The organism is Kitasatospora sp. NPDC054795 (genome assembly GCF_053611565.1).
The window spans coordinates 1-15659 of sequence record NZ_JBSHAP010000085.1; the positions used below are offsets into that span (position 1 = coordinate 1).

13 protein-coding genes are annotated in these 15659 nt (G+C 74.5%); 9 read left to right on the forward strand and 4 right to left on the reverse strand.

The annotated features are described in order from the left end of the window. From ACWGJO_RS27140 to ACWGJO_RS27150, 3 genes are all read left to right on the forward strand, one after another. Positions 1–1004: hypothetical protein (locus tag ACWGJO_RS27140; protein ID WP_452187642.1), on the forward strand; the 1004-nt coding region annotated here is incomplete at its 5' end. 307 nt (positions 1005–1311) lie between these two features. Then, a complete protein-coding gene (locus ACWGJO_RS27145; protein ID WP_452187643.1) occupies positions 1312–1983 on the forward strand; it encodes an NUDIX domain-containing protein in 672 nt (223 codons plus the stop codon). 485 nt (positions 1984–2468) lie between these two features. Then, positions 2469–3266 carry an SGNH/GDSL hydrolase family protein gene (locus ACWGJO_RS27150; RefSeq protein WP_387685002.1) on the forward strand — a complete coding sequence of 266 codons (798 nt, stop codon included), beginning with the start codon at positions 2469–2471 and terminating at the stop codon, positions 3264–3266. 91 nt (positions 3267–3357) lie between these two features. On the opposite strand, the gene ACWGJO_RS27155 is transcribed toward ACWGJO_RS27150, so the two are convergent. From ACWGJO_RS27155 to ACWGJO_RS27165, 3 genes are all read right to left on the reverse strand, one after another. After that, positions 3358–4371, reverse strand: a complete 1014-nt coding sequence (locus ACWGJO_RS27155; RefSeq protein WP_452187645.1) for a nitroreductase/quinone reductase family protein — start codon at positions 4369–4371, stop codon at positions 3358–3360. 611 nt (positions 4372–4982) lie between these two features. Beyond that, positions 4983–6137 carry a polysaccharide deacetylase family protein gene (locus ACWGJO_RS27160; RefSeq protein ID WP_452187647.1) on the reverse strand — a complete coding sequence of 385 codons (1155 nt, stop codon included), beginning with the start codon at positions 6135–6137 and terminating at the stop codon, positions 4983–4985. 346 nt (positions 6138–6483) lie between these two features. Continuing rightward, the gene (locus tag ACWGJO_RS27165; RefSeq protein ID WP_452187649.1) at positions 6484–8310 is read right to left on the reverse strand and encodes an AMP-dependent synthetase/ligase; all 1827 of its coding nucleotides are present in this window, start codon (positions 8308–8310) and stop codon (positions 6484–6486) included. Between the two features lie 453 nt (positions 8311–8763). Here ACWGJO_RS27165 and ACWGJO_RS27170 point away from each other — a divergent pair, with 453 nt between their 5' ends. The 5 genes from ACWGJO_RS27170 (at position 8764) to ACWGJO_RS27190 (ending at position 14097) form a co-directional block, all read left to right on the forward strand. Further along, entirely contained in the window at positions 8764–11853 is a 3090-nt protein-coding gene (locus tag ACWGJO_RS27170) for a sensor histidine kinase (RefSeq protein ID WP_452187651.1), read from the forward strand. Then, positions 11850–12269, forward strand: a complete 420-nt coding sequence (locus tag ACWGJO_RS27175) for a roadblock/LC7 domain-containing protein (protein ID WP_049652175.1) — start codon at positions 11850–11852, stop codon at positions 12267–12269. The genes ACWGJO_RS27170 and ACWGJO_RS27175 overlap by 4 nt, the downstream gene beginning before the upstream one ends. A gap of 8 nt (positions 12270–12277) precedes the next feature. After that, a complete protein-coding gene (locus ACWGJO_RS27180) occupies positions 12278–12928 on the forward strand; it encodes a DUF742 domain-containing protein (RefSeq protein ID WP_452187653.1) in 651 nt (216 codons plus the stop codon). 103 nt (positions 12929–13031) lie between these two features. Further along, entirely contained in the window at positions 13032–13583 is a 552-nt protein-coding gene (locus tag ACWGJO_RS27185; RefSeq protein WP_387685349.1) for a GTP-binding protein, read from the forward strand. 355 nt (positions 13584–13938) lie between these two features. Then, a complete protein-coding gene (locus ACWGJO_RS27190) occupies positions 13939–14097 on the forward strand; it encodes a hypothetical protein (RefSeq protein ID WP_359898564.1) in 159 nt (52 codons plus the stop codon). 345 nt (positions 14098–14442) lie between these two features. Here ACWGJO_RS27190 and ACWGJO_RS27195 read toward each other — a convergent pair whose 3' ends face one another. Continuing rightward, positions 14443–14574, reverse strand: coding sequence for a hypothetical protein (locus ACWGJO_RS27195; protein ID WP_452187655.1), 132 nt, complete (start codon positions 14572–14574; stop codon positions 14443–14445). Between the two features lie 231 nt (positions 14575–14805). Between ACWGJO_RS27195 and ACWGJO_RS27200 the strand changes: the two genes are divergently transcribed. After that, positions 14806–15507, forward strand: a complete 702-nt coding sequence (locus tag ACWGJO_RS27200; protein ID WP_452187697.1) for a winged helix-turn-helix domain-containing protein — start codon at positions 14806–14808, stop codon at positions 15505–15507. Positions 15508–15659 lie beyond the last annotated feature (152 nt).

A 15659-nucleotide genomic window follows, 5' to 3' on the forward strand; every position in this document is an offset into this window, starting at 1 on the left:
GGGCGGGAGGGGACGGTGCGCGGGCCGCCGGCCGGGGGAGCGGCGGCCGGGTCCGGGGCGCGCCGCCGCCCCAGCCGGTGGCGCTGGCCCTGGCCGTCGACGCCGGGGACTTCGCCGGGCTCGCGCAGTACGGTCTGTTCGGCGGGCTCGGTCACCAGGCCTACCTGCGGCGGGCGGAGGAGCACCTGACGGCCCTGCACCGGCAGGGGCTGGAGGTGCACCTGCGGGTCCTGGAGGCGGGCGACTTCGAGGACTACTGCGCGGCGCTCGGCCTCGACCCCCGGGCGCCCGCCGCCCGGGTCGCCTACGCGGGCGATCCGGAGCTGGCCGGGGAGCCGTTCGTCTACGCGGGGGAGCGGCTGGCCGAGCTGGTCCCGGTGCTGCTGGACGACCACCGCGCACGGGTGCGGATGTCCGTGGCCTGTGCGGCTCTGCTGGGCGCCGTCGGCGACGACCCGGCCGGGCAGCTCCGGATGGCCGCCGTGATGCGGTACGTGACGTCGGTCTACCTCGCGCTGGCCGAGGGTGCGGGGGAGGGGTGCCATCTGCTGACGCTGCGCTGCCACGGCCCGGAGGACGGCGAGGAGCTCACCTCGGCGGTGGACGTCTGCGTGGAGGAGGGGCTGCTGTACCCCGCCGGGCGGGACGCCGAGGCGTTCTGCGTCACGCTCGCGGCGGGCGTCGCCCTGGGCGGGGAGGGGGCATTGCTGCTGCACGGCGATCCGTCGGTGGGCGTAGGGGCCGACGGCCGGAGCGACGACCGGTCCGGCCCGGACGGCCGTCCACCCGCCTCCCCGGCCGGGGAGGCCCGGTCCCGGCCGCCGGTGCGCGGCTGGGCGCTGACCGGCGGACGGCTGCGGCTGATGACCGCGCACGAGGTGTTCGACGAGTTGGCGGACGACGCCGTGCGCGGGCTGCCCTTCCCGCCCGGGGTGGACCCTCGGCCCGGGTTCCCGCTGCCCGGCTTCCGCGACCCCGGGGAAGGGGGTGGGCCGCTGAGGTGATCAGGGCGTTCACCGCCTCCGCGTCCACCATGTCCGTCGTCTCCGCATCCACCATGCGGCGCTGGGGACTGTTCATCGACCGCGTGTTCGGGGAAGATTCGGAGAAGATCAACAGCAGGAGCGCGCGGTGCCCCACGCCGCCGCTCCGGCCGCTCCGCCCCGTACCGCGCCCTGCAGGTCCTCCCCGCGCACCGCCGGTCCGGCGAAGCCCGACTGCGAGAGGGGGACGGATGAGCGAGCGGAGCGAGCTCGGCGCCGGGGGGTGTGCGGGGGCGAGCGTCCCCGTCGAGCGCCGCGGGGCGAGAGCATGAGCCCGATCGAGTACAGCGCGGAGGTCGCGGAGCTGCTCGGGAAGGTGCGGCGGCGCCCCACGGCGGGCTGGCCGTGGCGGCCGGGCGAGCCGGTGCCGGAGGGGCTGCCGGTCAAGCAGTCCTGGGGGTGGCTGTTCGTGCCCGACGGGCGGGTGCTGACGCTGGTGAACCCCCGGGACGGGATCTGCTCGCTGCCCGGCGGCTCGCTGGAGCCGGAGGACGGTGGGGACCCGGCGGCCGCCCTGGCCCGGGAGGCGGCCGAGGAGGCGCAGGCCCGGATCGGCCGGCCGTACTACCTCGGCTACCTCTACGACCGGGTGGGTTCGGCGAACGGCGGGCACGAGTGCGCGCGGGTCCGGATGGCGGCGGTGCTGCGGTCGGTCGGCCCGAGCGCGGCAGACCCCGCCTCGGGCCGGCACTACCGGCGGCTGCTGGTCGCGCCGGGCCTCGCCGTCGAGCTGCTCGGCTGGGGCGCGCCCGGGTTGCGTCAGGCCCGGGCGGCGGTCGCCACTGCCGCCCGCTGGCTCGGCGTGCCCGCGGCCGCGAACGAGGCGATCGAGGAGTTGCCGGTCGAGGGTTGCACGGTCTCCCCGGGCACCGTGTATCCGGGTGCCGGGTACACGGGCGCCGTGCAGCCCGGTGGTGGCCGCCCCGGCGCGCGGGGCTGACCTCGCGCGTCGCCGTACTCCCGAGCGACGTCCCTGCCGGGCGCGCCGGCCCGGGGCGACACGATGCCCTGACGCACCGCCATGTGGGACGTCAACATCGGCCACTTGCGTCCGATCGGCCGCAGCGGTGAATTCTCGTGGTGCCGCCGATGCCCTTCTGGCCCACCCTTCACCCGCCTTCGCGGGTGTCACCAGCCCCCCCTGGGTCGGCTGACACCCGATTCGAATCCGACCCGGCGATGGCCGGGCGGCAACTCCGCGCTTGTCTTGCACGAAATTTCTGCAAGTTGCCGGTCTACGCGCGCTGCGCTACGCGCGTCACCGCGCACCCCTGCTGACCTGCGTGAAATCACGGACCGTCAGCGGCAGTTCATCTCGGAGCTATCGGACGTCCCGTCAATATCCTTGGCATGACCGCTTCCGGGTTTGGCTACCGCCTGGTATCACTTCTGTGACCCTCACCACGCCACCCCACTGGAGCTGTGATGATTCGTCCTGCCCGCGCCCTGTCCATCGCCGCCATAGCGGCGGGCCTCACCATGACGACGCTCTTCGCCGCGACGTCCGCGAACGCCGCCGGCGTCAACTACGTGGCCCTCGGCGACTCGTACTCGTCCGGTGTCGGCGCCGGCAGCTACCTGAGCGACAGCGGCAGCTGCAAGCGCAGCACCAACGCGTACGCGTACCTCTGGAAGAACGCGCACGCACCGTCCTCCTTCAAGTTCGTCGCCTGTTCGGGCGCCAAGACCGGCGACATCCTGAACAGCCAGATCTCCGCCCTGGACGCCAGCACCACGCTGGTCAGCATCTCGGTCGGCGGCAACGACGCGGGCTTCGCCGACACCATGCAGACCTGTGTCCTCGGCTCGGACGCCGACTGCGTCAACGCCGTCAACACGGCCAAGAGCTACGCCACCACCACCCTGCCCGGCCAGCTGGACAAGGTGTACTCGGCGATCAAGTCCAAGTCCCCGAACGCCCACGTCGTGGTGATGGGCTACCCGCACATCTACAAGGTCGGCGGCAGCTGCATCTTCGGCATCGGTGACACCAAGCGCGCCGCCATCAACGGTGCCGCCGACACCCTGGACGGCGTCCTCGCCAAGCGGGCCGCCAACGCCGGCTTCGCCTTCGGTGACGTCCGCAGCATCTTCAACGAGCACGAGATCTGCGGCTCGCTGACCACCTGGCTGAACAGCACCACCCTGCCGGTCGACGAGAGCTACCACCCGAAGGCGGCCGGCCAGTCCGGCGGCTACCTCCCGGTGTTCTCGGGGCTGTAAGCACTGCCGCAACGGACCGCCCCGTCCAAGGACGAGCCGGTGCCGCCGCCCCCCTCCCGCAGCTCGGGAAGGGGGCGGCGGCAACGCCGTTTCAGCCGCCGCCCGGTGACGACCGGTCCGGTGCCGGCCCGCCCTTCGTCGACCCGCCCGGTGCGGACGGGTTCGGTGCGGACGGGTTCGGTGCGGACGGGTTTGGTGTGGACGGGTTTGGTGTGGACGGCCCCGGTGCGGGCCCGGTCGGCGGGAACGGAATGCCGGCGAGGACCGGCAGCAGTTCCGCCTCCTCGAAGTCCAGATGTGCCTCCAGCTCGGCGGACATCCGGTCCAGCTCCGTCCGGAGCCGCTCCGGTTCGGTGATCGCGATCCCGGCCAGCAGGCTCACCAGCTCCTCCTTGATCCGCCCGATGGCCCGGTGCTGCTCGTCGAGCCGCGCCAGGACCTCGTCCAGCCCCGGATGGCTGCGCGCGAGGGCGGGAAAGATCGCGGAGTCCTCCCCGGTGTGGTGGTGCGTCAGCCCGTCGCAGAAAGCCAGGCAGTGCTGGCGCAGCTGCAGCCCGAGCGCGGCCGGGCGGCCCGGGACATGGGCGTGCGCCTCCTCCCGTACGTGGCGCAGCTGCGCGCGCAGCCAGGTGTGCGCCTCCAGCAGCTTGTCGGCGAGGCTGCGCACTACCACCGGGGCCGGACCGCCGGCGGACGGTTCGAGCCGTTCCAGGACGACGACCGGCAACTCCCGGTCGGTGTGGGCCTGGTAGTCCCCGTAGCCCGGAGCCTTCCGGACCACGGCGGCGAACAGCCGTTCCCGGCGGTCGCCCTCGGCGGGTACGGCGACGGTGTCGAAGGCCTCGGTGCCGAGCTCGACCCGGACCACCGGGTGGGCGAGGAGGTTGCGGTACCACTGGGGGTGCTCCGGCGCCCCGGCGGCCGAGGCGACGACCAGGAGCAGCCCCTCCGCCCGGACGTACCCGAGCGGCACGGTGTGCGGCTGCCCTGAGCGGGCTCCGGTGGTGGTCAGCAGCAAGAGGTCGCCGCCCTCGAACGGGCCGCCGACCCGCCCGCCGTTGGCGCGGAACTCCTCGATGACGTTCAGATTGAAGGACATGGGCATGGGTGTGTGATGGATCTCCGGAGAGGAAAGGGGAGTTGCGGCCACGAGCGGTGCCGGTGCCTGTGTCGTTGCCCTGTGCCTGTGCCTGTGCCGTTACCGGAGATCGGCGCCGATGGTCGGATCCCGGTCCGGTGCTACGACTGCCGGCCCGTCCGGCGACATCCGTCGCGGGACGCGGTTCGCGCACGCGGGCACCGCGGTGACCGCCCGGCGTCAGATCAGGGAAGCGGAGAGAGTGCTCATCGCGCATCGTCCCTTCGGAAAGGTGCCGGCTCGGCTGCCGGCCGACCCACTGCTCTTTGGCCGGCGCCGCGCTGCACGCTCCCATTAGAGCCAGGCCGCGGACACGCTGTCAACGAGCAGGATCACCGGCCCAGGGCGTCACCTCCGCCGCCGACTTCGAGGCGCGCCTGATCGGTTGGGGCGGGGGTGTCTTCGGTGGCTGGGCCGCCACCGGGCCGAGCCAGGTGGGAGCCCCACCCCGGCGCGAGCGGCGACGCGCCGCCGCTCCCCTCGGAGGCGGCGGCGCGTCGGGTCCGCAGCACGTGGTCCCGGAGCGCGTGGTCCGGTGCACGTCGGATCCGGAGCACGTCGGCTCCGGACGGTTCCCGTCAGTGCAGGTAGTCGACCAGGCCGGCCGGCTTGAGCCCGGCGGCGTCGGCGGCGGCGAGGGCGCGCTGGAGGTCGGTGGCGAGGGTGTCGGTCCAGTGCATCAGCACGACGTCGCCCGGCTGCAGCGGGCCCGGGTGCCAGATGTTGGCGGCACCCCAGCTGAAGTCCGCGTCGGCGGTGAGCACGGTGCGGATGCCGCAGTTCGCGGCGGCCTGCAGGGTGTCGGCGTTCCAGGTGAAGTACGGCGGGCGGAAGAACGTCGGCGCGGTGCCGAAGAGGCGGGTCATGGAGTCGCGTGCGTCGCAGATCTCGACCTGCTGCCGCTCCAGGGGGAGCGTGCTGAGGTCGGTGTGGGAGACGCTGTGGTCCTGGATCGAGGAGCCGGGTACGGCGGTGACCCGCCGGAAGAAGGCCGGGTCGGCGGTGGCGGGCATCGGCAGCGGGAAGGCGGTGATCGGCAGCCGGTGGTCGGCGATGAACCGTTCCGCCTCGGGGGTGCGCTGCCAGCCGTCGTCCACGGTGAAGAAGACGACCCTGTCGTTGGTGGGGACGGAGCCGGCGGCCACGGCCGGGGCGGGTGCGGGGCCGTCCACCCGGACGTCGTCCACGGAGAACGGGCCCTGCTGATACCAGCCGTGCACGTACAGCCGGATGCTGCGCGCGTTCGGGCCGGTGGTGAACCGGGTGCTCAGTCGCTGCCAGCCGCCGCCGGTGGTCTCCGTCCAGGCGGGGGCGACGTCCTTGCCGGTGCCGGTGGCGCCCAGGTGGACGAAGTTGCCGCGGACCCACGCGGAGGCCGTGTAGGTGGTGTTGGGCCGGACCGCGACGGTCTGCGCGCACTCGCCGGTGGAGTCGGCGTTCGCCGGGGTGACGGTGAGCGCGGAGGTGCCGGCGTGCGGGGCGGTGGTGCTGACGGACGCTTCGGCCGGTCCGCCGGTGCAGCTCCAGCCGGGGACACTGCCCCAGTCGGCGAGGTCGGGGGAGGGCAGCTCGAAGCCGGGGTTGGTGGCGAGGTTGACGGTCGGCGCGGCCTGGGTGCCCGGGCCGCCGGCCGGGGGAGCGGCGGCGGAGGCCGCGGGTGCAGTGAGACCGGTGAGACCGGTGAGCAGCGCGACGGAGGCAGCCAGCACGGACAGGCGCACGGACAGGCGCATGGGCAGGCGCATGGGCAGGCGCGGGGACCGGCGCGAGGACGGGCACGTGGACATCGACACGTGAGGACTCCAGCAAGTGGGGGCACGCCCGTGGGGAGAGCGTGAGCGGAATCGGACCGTGGAACTCTGAAGGTGGAACTCTGAAGGTGGAACTCTGAGCGAGGAATTCTGAACGTGGAACTCCGGGATGCGGAACCCCGGATCGTCGCAACAATGGACTAGACCAATGGGGCCGTCAAGGGAACGGTGGGTGAACCCGGCGGTCCCGGTCGGCCGACTCTCGGTCACCATGCCCGGAGAGCAAAGGACAGGACGTCACGTCAGGGACGTGGCGGACGGGCCCGGTTCAGGACAGGTACAGCTCCTCGATGTCCGTCGCGTAGTACTCGGCGATAGCCGTCCGCCGCAGCTTGAGCGAGGGGGTCAGCAGCCCCTGCTCCTCGCTGAACTCCCGGGGCAGCAGCCGGAAGGCGCGGATCGACTCGGCCCGCGAGACGGCCGTGTTCGCGGCCGCCACCGCACGCTGGACCTCCACGTGCAGTTCCTCGTCCGCGAGCACCGTCCACGGGTCCGACTGCTCCCGCCCGTGGGTCTTCAGCCAATGCGCAAGTGCCGCAGGGTCGAGCGTGATCAGTGCGGCGACGTACGGGCGGTCGTCGCCCACCACCAGGCACTGGGAGACCAGCGGGTGCGCCTCGACCCGCTCCTCCAGGGCCGCCGGGGCCAGGTTCTTGCCGCTGCTGGTGACGATCAGGTCCTTCTTGCGGCCGGTGATGCTGAGGTAGCCGTCCTCGTCCAGCCGGCCCAGGTCGCCGGTCGCGAACCAGCCGTCGACCAGGGACTCGGCGGTGCACTGCGGGTGGTTGAGGTAGCCGCCGAAGACCGAGCCACCGCGCACCCACACCTCGCCGTCGTCGGCGATCGCCACCGAGGCGCCCGGCACCGGTCGGCCGACCGTGCCGAGCTTCTGCCGTCCGGCCGGGTTGGCGGTGATCGCGGCGGTGGTCTCGGTCAGCCCGTAGCCCTCGTACAGCTGGAGGCCGGCGCCGGTGAAGAACAGGCCCAGCTCGCGCCGGAGCGTCGAGCCGCCGCTCATCACGCTGCGCACCCGGCCGCCGAGCACCGCCCGCAGCCTCGGGTAGACGGTCCGCTCGTACGCGAGGTGGCGCAGCCGCAGGGCCGCGCCCGGGCCGGGGCCGCGGCCGAAGGCCTTCTGCTCCCGGGCGGCGGCCCAGTCGACGGCCACCTGTCGGGCCTGTTCGAAGAGTTCGCCGCGGCCGGCGTCCTCCGCGGCCTGCCGGGCCTGCTGGAAGATCTTCTCGAAGACGTACGGGACGGCGTGCAGGAAGGTCGGGCGGAAGGTCTCCAGTGCGGGCAGCAGCGCGTCGGTGGAGACCTCGGGGACGTGCCCGATCCGGAAGCCACCGCGGATCGCCGCGATCTGCACGGCCCGCCCGTAGACGTGCGCGAGCGGCAGGAACAGCAGCGTGGCGGGGCGGCCGCCGCCGGTGTCGCGCAGGACGTCCCCCCAGCCGGCGAGCAGGGCGTCGGCCTCGGCGGCCAGGTTGGCGTGGGTGAGCAGGCAGCCCTTGGGGCGGCCGGTGGTGCCGGAGGTGTAGACGACCGTGGCGATGTTCCCGGTGGCGACGCCGAGGCGCTGGCGGTGCACCAGGGAGTCGGGCACGCCGAGGCCGTCCTCGGTGATCGCGGCGACGCAGTCGCGGTCGAGCTGCCAGATGCCGGTGAGGTCGGGCAGCGCGTCGCAGACCGCGCCGACCGTCATCGCGGCGTCCTCGTCCTCGACCAGGCAGGCCACGGCCTGGGTCTCGGCGAGGATCCAGCGCACCTGCTCGGGGGAGGCGGTGGGGTAGACCGGGACGGTGATGGCGCCGATCGACCAGAGTGCGTAGTCGAACAGCGTCCATTCGTAGCGGGTGCGGGACATCAGGGCGACCCGGTCGCCGTAGCGCACGCCGTGGGTGAGCAGGCCCTTGGCCAGGGCGAGCACCTGGTTCCGGAACTCGCGGGCGGTGACGTCCTGCCACTGCCCGTCCCCGGCCCGCCAGGACAGCTGGACCAGGTCGGGGGTGCGCTCGGCGGTGTCGTAGAGGGAGTCGGCGAGTCCTCCGGTGGCCTCGGGCGCGGCCGGGGCGGGGGTGGTGAACTCGCGCACGGTCCTCCCCAGTTCGGTGCCGGTCGTACGGGTGGTACGGGGTGCGCCGAAACTATCGGATCGCCCTGTCACTGCCCAGGGTTGTGGCGGTGACACGACGAGATCGGCACGGCTCCCCTCCGGTGGTGTCGCGCCCGGGGAGGCCCGGGGGAGGCGAGGGGGAGGCGCCGGGGAGGAATCGCGGAGGCCGCGGGCTCCGTACCGGCCCCGCATTCCGGGCATCGACGGATGTTCCGGATGCGTAGCGGAGGACGGGTGACCGGTTTCTGACGTGTGCGGGACGAGACCGGTCGGTGGACCGGTTCACCCCTCGAACGAGTGGTCAGGGCGTAGTAGAGTCTCGCAGACCTGTGGCCGGGAGCCCCTCCGCCGACCCCTCCAGCGTTCCCAAGACCCGCCATGTTCCCCCCTCCGCTCCCCGTCCGCGCCCGGCACTTTCCGACCGAGGACTCCATGCGTCTGCGCAGCAGCTCGATCCGCGCGAAGATCATCGCGCTGCTCCTGGTGCCCATCGTCGCGCTCACGGCCCTGTGGGCGTACGCGACGATCGCCACCACCGGGGACGTCTGGAACCAGCTCGGGATCAGCCGTACGTACAAGGAGTTCGCGGGCCCGGTCGACCAGTACACCGGCGACCTGCAGAACGAGCGCCGCGCCGCCGTCCAGCGGCTGGCCGACCCGCGGTCGCCGACCGCCAGGGAGGCCTACGAACGGTCCAAGGCCGCCACCGACCGCAGCCTGGACGTGCTGCGGCAGAAGAAGGACGGCTCCGGCGGCAAGCTCTCCGCCCCGCAGCGCGGTCGCTTCGTCCAGATCATCGCCGCCGCCGACCAGCTCGGACCGCTGCGCGCCCAGGTCGGCCGTTCCGCGCTGAACTGGGAGTTCGCCCTGGGCCAGTACAGCGACCTGGTCAAGCCGGTGTTCGGCTTCCGGTCCGCCTACGTCGCCCGGCAGAGTGGCCAACTCCCCCGCCAGGGCACCATCCTGATCGAGCTGGTGCGCGCCCGGGAGTACCTGTCGCAGGAGGACGCGGCGATGGAGGGCCTGCGCACCGGCGCCGCCAGGCCCACCGCCGAGCAGTACCAGGTCGCGCTGGACGCCCTGCACAACCAGCAGGCGCTGTTCACCGTCTACGTCGCCGAGCTCGAGCCCGCCGACCAGTCCGACTACGCCGCGCTGCGCGGCGGGGAGGCCTGGGGCGCACTGGCCCGAGCCGAAGCGGACTTCGTCGGCGCCGGCGGTCCCGACCGCGTGGTCCAGGCGCTCAACACCGACTCCTGGCGGGAGACCGCCGACCGGGCGCTCGGCGACCTCGCCTCGATCAACAGCCGGATCTCCGCCGGGCTGGACGAGCGCGCGCGGTCCGCGGCGATCGGAATGCTCTGGCGCGGCGGCATCGCCGGTGCGGTCGGTCTGGTCGCCGTGGTGCTGTCCATCATGATCTCGTTCCGGATCGGCCGGGGCCTGGCCCGCGAGCTGATCGGCCTGCGCAACGCGGCCGACGAGCTGGCCGGCACCCGGCTGCCGTCCGTCATGCTGCGGCTGCGCCGCGGCGAGCCGGTGGACGTGGCCACCGAGGCCCCCGAGCTGCACTTCGGGAACGCCGAGATCGGCCAGGTCGGCCAGGCCTTCAACGCGGTGCAGCGGGCCGCCGTCGAAGCCGCCGTCGAACAGGCCGAACTGCGGCGCGGGGTCTCGGCGGTGTTCGTCAACCTCGCCCGGCGCAGCCAGGTGCTGCTGCACCGACAGCTCACCCTGCTCGACACCATGGAGCGCCGCACCGAGGACCCGGCCGAGTTGGAGGACCTCTTCAAGGTCGACCACCTCACCACCCGCATGCGCCGCCATGCCGAGGGCCTGATCATCCTGGCCGGTGGTTCGCCCGGGCGGGCCTGGCGCAAGCCGGTCCGGATGGTGGACGTGGTCCGGGCGGCCGTCGGCGAGGTCGAGGACTACGCCCGGGTGATCGTCCGGCCGTTCCCCGGCACCGGCCTGCTCGGCAGCGCCGTCGCGGACGTCACTCACCTGGTCGCCGAGCTCGTCGAGAACGCCGCGGTGTTCTCCCCGCCGAGCACCCAGGTCACCGTCCAGGGCGAGGTGGTCGCGCACGGCTTCGCGCTGGAGATCGACGACCGCGGCCTCGGGCTGAGCGAGCAGATGCTCGCCGAGATCAACGAACGCCTCGCCGTGGAGCAGGAGTTCGACCTTGCCGACACCGACCGGCTGGGCCTGTTCGTGGTCAGTCGGCTGGCCCGGCGGCACGGCATCCGGGTGCACCTGCGGCCGTCCCCGTACGGCGGGACGACGGCGGTCGTGCTGATCCCGCGCGAACTGCTCGCGGAGGCGCCCGACGGGAAGCCGGAGCCGGGCCCGGCCGGGCAGCGGCCCGCGGCGGGCGGCCGGCGCGGGCAGCGGGACCTGGTCGCCGTGCCCGGGTCGGGGGGTGCGTCCTCGGTGGCGTCCGGGTCGGTCGGCTTCGCGGGTGCGGGTGCGGGTGTTGGTTCGGGTGCAGGTGTTGGTTCGGGTGCAGGTTCCTCGGCCGGAACGGGGGACGGAGGCCGTACGGGCGCCGTCGCCGGCGGTGACGAGGCGGGCAAGCACCGCGGGACGACGGGCGGCCCGAGGCCGTCCGTGCCGGAGGCGGGCCGTACGGCGGGCGGGCTGCCGCGCCGGGCCTCGCGGGGCAACGGCGGACCGGTGCTGGTCCCCGCGCCGGTGGCGGACACCGAGGACGCGCCGGGGACGGGGCGGCACCGGCGGGAGGACCTCGCGGTGGCGGCGGCCGAGGCGGCCGTCGCGGCTGCCGGTGTGGCCGGTGTGGTCGGGGTCGCCGGAGCGGCCGGGGCCGAGCCGGCCGCCGACCCGGCTGCGGCTGCGGCTGCGCCCGTGGACGCCGCACCCCGCACGCTCGGCGGCCTGCCCCGGCGGGTCCGGCAGGCGAACCTGGCACCGCAGCTCAGGGATCAGCTCACGGAGCAGCTGAAGGAACGGTTCCGCAACGGGGCCGGAGCCGACGGCGCGGCCGGGGAAGCGTCGACCGCGGACACCCGGGACGGTCGGGGCCCCCGCGACGGCGGGGAGACCCGGGAAGTCCGGGACCGCTCGCCCGAGGAGGCCCGGGCCACCTTCGCCTCGTTCCAGCGCGGCTTCACCCGTGGTCGCGGCGCCACCGTTCCGGCCGACCGTGCGGGCGCGTCCCCCGGCCGCGCCGGTGCGCCGGCGGACCGCCCCGGTGCTCCGTTGACGGATCGTCCCGGCACGCCCGACGATCGTGCCGTACGGGGGAACGGGCGATCCACCGCCGTACCGGCCTGGCAGCCGCCGGACCGGTCCCGGCGGGCGATCGCCCCGGCACCCGCCCCGGCGGCGCTGCCCGCGCCGCAGGACGCCGGCCGGGCACCGCTCGCCCGTCGGGTGCCGCCCGGGCAGCCGGTCCGCCGGAACCCGGACACCGGCGCGCCCGCGCCACCCGCCGTACCCGAACCACCCGTTGTACCCGCTCCACACGCACCACCCGCTCCAGCGGAAGGAACTGATTCATGACCACGTCGATGCAGTCGTCAGGGGACCTCAACTGGCTCCTGGACGACCTGGTGGGGCGCGTCGCGGCCCTGCGGCACGCGGTGATCCTCTCCAACGACGGCCTGGCCACCGGTGCCTCCCGCGATCTCGACCGCGAGGACGCCGAGCACCTGGCAGCCGTCGCCGCCGGGTTCCACAGCCTGGCGAAGGGCGCCGGCGGGCACTTCAAGGTCGGTGGCGTCCGGCAGACCATGGTGGAGCTGGACGAGGCCTTCCTCTTCATCACGGCCGCCGGCGACGGCAGCTGTCTGGCCGTGCTGAGCGAGGCCGAGGCGGACATCGGCCAGATCGCGTACGAGATGGCGCTGCTGGTCAAGCGGGTCGGCGAGCACATGGCCGCCGAGCCGCGCACCGAAACCGCCCCGCCGGTGAGATGAGCGGTCCGATGGCGGATCCGAAGGCGGATGTGCCGGACGGCCCGGAGACGTCGGACGGCCCCCAGGTGCCGGTGGGCACGGCAGGGCCGTCCGGCGTCGGCGGTTCGGCCGGTGCCGGGGGTTCGGCCGGCGCCGATGGCCAGTCCGGTATCGACGGCCCGTCCGGTGTCGACGGCCCGGACGGCCCGGACGGCCCGGATCGTCCGGGGGCGGCGGAGGGCGGGCAGGCGGACCCGGACGGGCCCGAGGTCGACCTCTTCCGGCCGCGCACCCCGGTCGACGACCGCTGGTTCGACGACGAGGCCGGCCCGGTGGTGCGGCTCTACTCGATGACCCGCGGCCGGACCCGGCCGGTCGAGGAGGGGCTGTTCGACCTGATCTCGCTGGTCACCGCCGTCGAGCCCGGGCCGGTCGCGGGGGCCGTGCCCGCGCACGTCCTCGACCCGGAGCACCAGACGCTGCTCACCCTGTGCCGCCGCGAGCCGCTCTCCGTCGCCGAGCTCGGCTCCTACACCGACCTGCCGGTCAGTGTGGTGCGGGTCCTCCTCGGCGACCTCTACGACGCCGAGCTGATCAGCGTCACCCGACCCGTTCCGCTCGCCGAGCTGCCGGACGAGCGCCTGCTCCGAGACGTGATCAATGGACTCCGTGCGCTCTGACCCCCACCCCCGACCGGTCGGCACCGTGCCCGACCGGGTCGGCACCGCGGCCCACCCGGCGAACGCCAACGACCCTCGCTGGCGCGGCGGCCCGTCCGTCGCGGTGAAGATCCTGGTCGCGGGCGGCTTCGGCGCGGGCAAGACCACCCTGGTCGGCTCGGTCAGCGAGATCCGGCCGCTGCGCACCGAGGAGGAGCTCAGCGAACTGGGCCGTCCGGTGGACGACACCTCGGGGGTGGAGGCGAAGCGCACCACCACCGTCGCGATGGACTTCGGCCGGATCGACCTGCGGCCGGGCCTCGCGCTCTACCTGTTCGGCACGCCCGGGCAGGACCGGTTCTGGTTCGTCTGGGACGAACTGGCCCGCGGCGCGCTCGGCGCCCTGGTGCTCGCGGACACCCGGCGGCTGGCCGACTGCTTCCCCTCGGTCGACTTCTTCGAGCAGCGCGGCATTCCGTTCCTGGTCGCGGTGAACTGCTTCGAGGGCACCGAGCGGTTCTCGCCGGACGAGGTCCGCGAGGCGCTCGACCTCGACCCGGGCATCCCGGTGCTGCTCTGCGACGCGCGGCTGCGGCAGGACGGCAAGGACCTGCTCGTCGCGCTGGTCGAGCACGCCGCCGCCCTCACGTATCGCCGCGCCCCGGTCGGCGCCTGAGGGCGATTCGGCTCCGGCCCGACGTTGGCCGCGCGGCGGTGGTGCATCGGGCGGGCGGCGGTGGTGGTGCGAGGACTTGGCAGGTGGGCGCGCCGACCTGCCCGTTCCGCCCGCCGTCTCACCCGACCGTCCGCATCCCGGACGATCACTGTGCGGAAGGTTGCCTAGACCGGCCCGGCCGTGGAAGGCTCTGTGGACGAGGGCCGCCCGGCCATGCCGTCGGGAGTGCCGGAAACACCCCGTTCGCACGGGCGTTGCGACCGGCGGACGGCCTTCGACGAACCGGCGAGGCATCGTCGGCGGGCGCCGGAGACGGCGCGCCACCGTGTGGAGAACGAAGGGGGAGGGCAGCCGGATGACCGTCGGCCGACGACGCATCATCACCGCCGTGCCCGGCTCCCCGATGCCCGATGCCCTCGTGTCCGGCACTGCCGTGCCCGGTGCCGCCGATCCGGCGCTCACCGTCCGCCGCTACATCGACCACGCGCTGACCTGCAGCGCGTGTTGTCGCTGACCGGCCTGACCTTCCCGGTGCGTCCCCGGCGCTGACGGCCCACCCGGCCCACCGCCCGACGCACCGCCGACACCCGTCGACCAGGCCGTAGCGGACCGCCCCACCGGCGTGCCCGCGGCCGATCATCCGGACCCGCCCAGCGGAGAGACCACCAGTGAACATCGTCTGCCCCAGTACCGCCCCCGGCGTCGTCGACCGTACCCGAACGACCGGGTCGGCCCCCGCGATGCGCGCGGACGGACGGACCGGACGGTGGAACGGGTGCGGGAGCCGCGCCGTGGACAGCCGAGGGGGTCGCCCCGACCTCGAGCCGTTCTGGCCGTCCCGGCAGCCGCACCTGTTCGATCAGACGTGTCCCGGCTCGCCCAGCGCGTCCCGGCCCTCCGCCCGCTGATCCGGTTCGGTCCAGCCCAGGCAGTACGCCCGGTCGACGCGCAGACGACCCACCCCGTCCGTCACGCGCGAAATGAGCGGCACACCATGTCTTCTTCTTCCACGGCCACCCTGCCCCTGCCCACCGCGACCCCGCACCTGCGCGCGGTCCGCTCCGTCCCGCCGGTCACCGCCGTCCCCGCGGCCGGTCCCGGCACGTCCGGGGTCGCCGGACCGTCCGTCCCCCCGTCGCCGGGGGCCGAACGATGGCCGGGTGCGGCGACCCGCACGCCCCAGGCCCGCACGCCCCAGGCCCGCCCGCCCCACGCCGGCCCGATCCACGCCGGCCCGGCCCGCCCGGCCGTCGTCCCGGCTCCCGTCGCCGCCGCGCAGCCCGGTGCGACGGTCCCGCGGGTGCCCCAGGCGCTGCTCGCCGCGCTGCCGGAGGGGGCGGCCGTCGTCGCCACCCTGCCGCAGGGTGTGCTGCCGCAGGGAGTGCTCGCGCAGTTCGGCGCCGTGAACGGCGGCCCGATGGTCGGCTACCTGGTGCTGGTGCCGGCCGAGAGCCCGGTGGCCGGGACCGTCGGGCTGCCCGGCGTTCCGGCCGGCGCCGCCACCTTCTCCGGCGCCGCCGCGCTCTCCGGGGGTCACCCGGCCCCCGGGGCTCACGCGGCTCTCGGCGCGCCGACGGTGACCGGCGGGCCCGCCGCCCACGCCGTCGCGGGGGGCCGTCACGTCCGCCCGGCCGAGCGCGGTATCGCCGTCGACAGCGAGCGGCGCAACGCCTACGTCGACGGGCGGCTGCTCGACCTCACCTACCTGGAGTTCGAGCTGCTGGCCCACCTCACCGAGCACCCGCAGCGGGTGCACACCCGGGACCACCTGGTCTCCGCGGTCTGGGGCTACGGCCACGTCGGGGACGGGCGGACGGTCGACGTGCACGTCGCCCGGCTGCGCCGCAAGCTCGGACCGGCCTACCGGGACACCATCGTGACGGTCCGCCGGGTCGGCTACAAGTACACCCCGGCCACGGTCTGACGGCGGGCGGCCACCGGTCCGGTCCCCTCGGCGAGCCGCCCACCGGTCGGCCGCCACCGTCGGGTCCCGGCGGGGGGGGGCGCGGGCCCGGGGCGGTCGGGGGGGCCCCCCCGCAGGGGGGGGGCCGAGGGGGGGGAGGGGCACCAGAACCC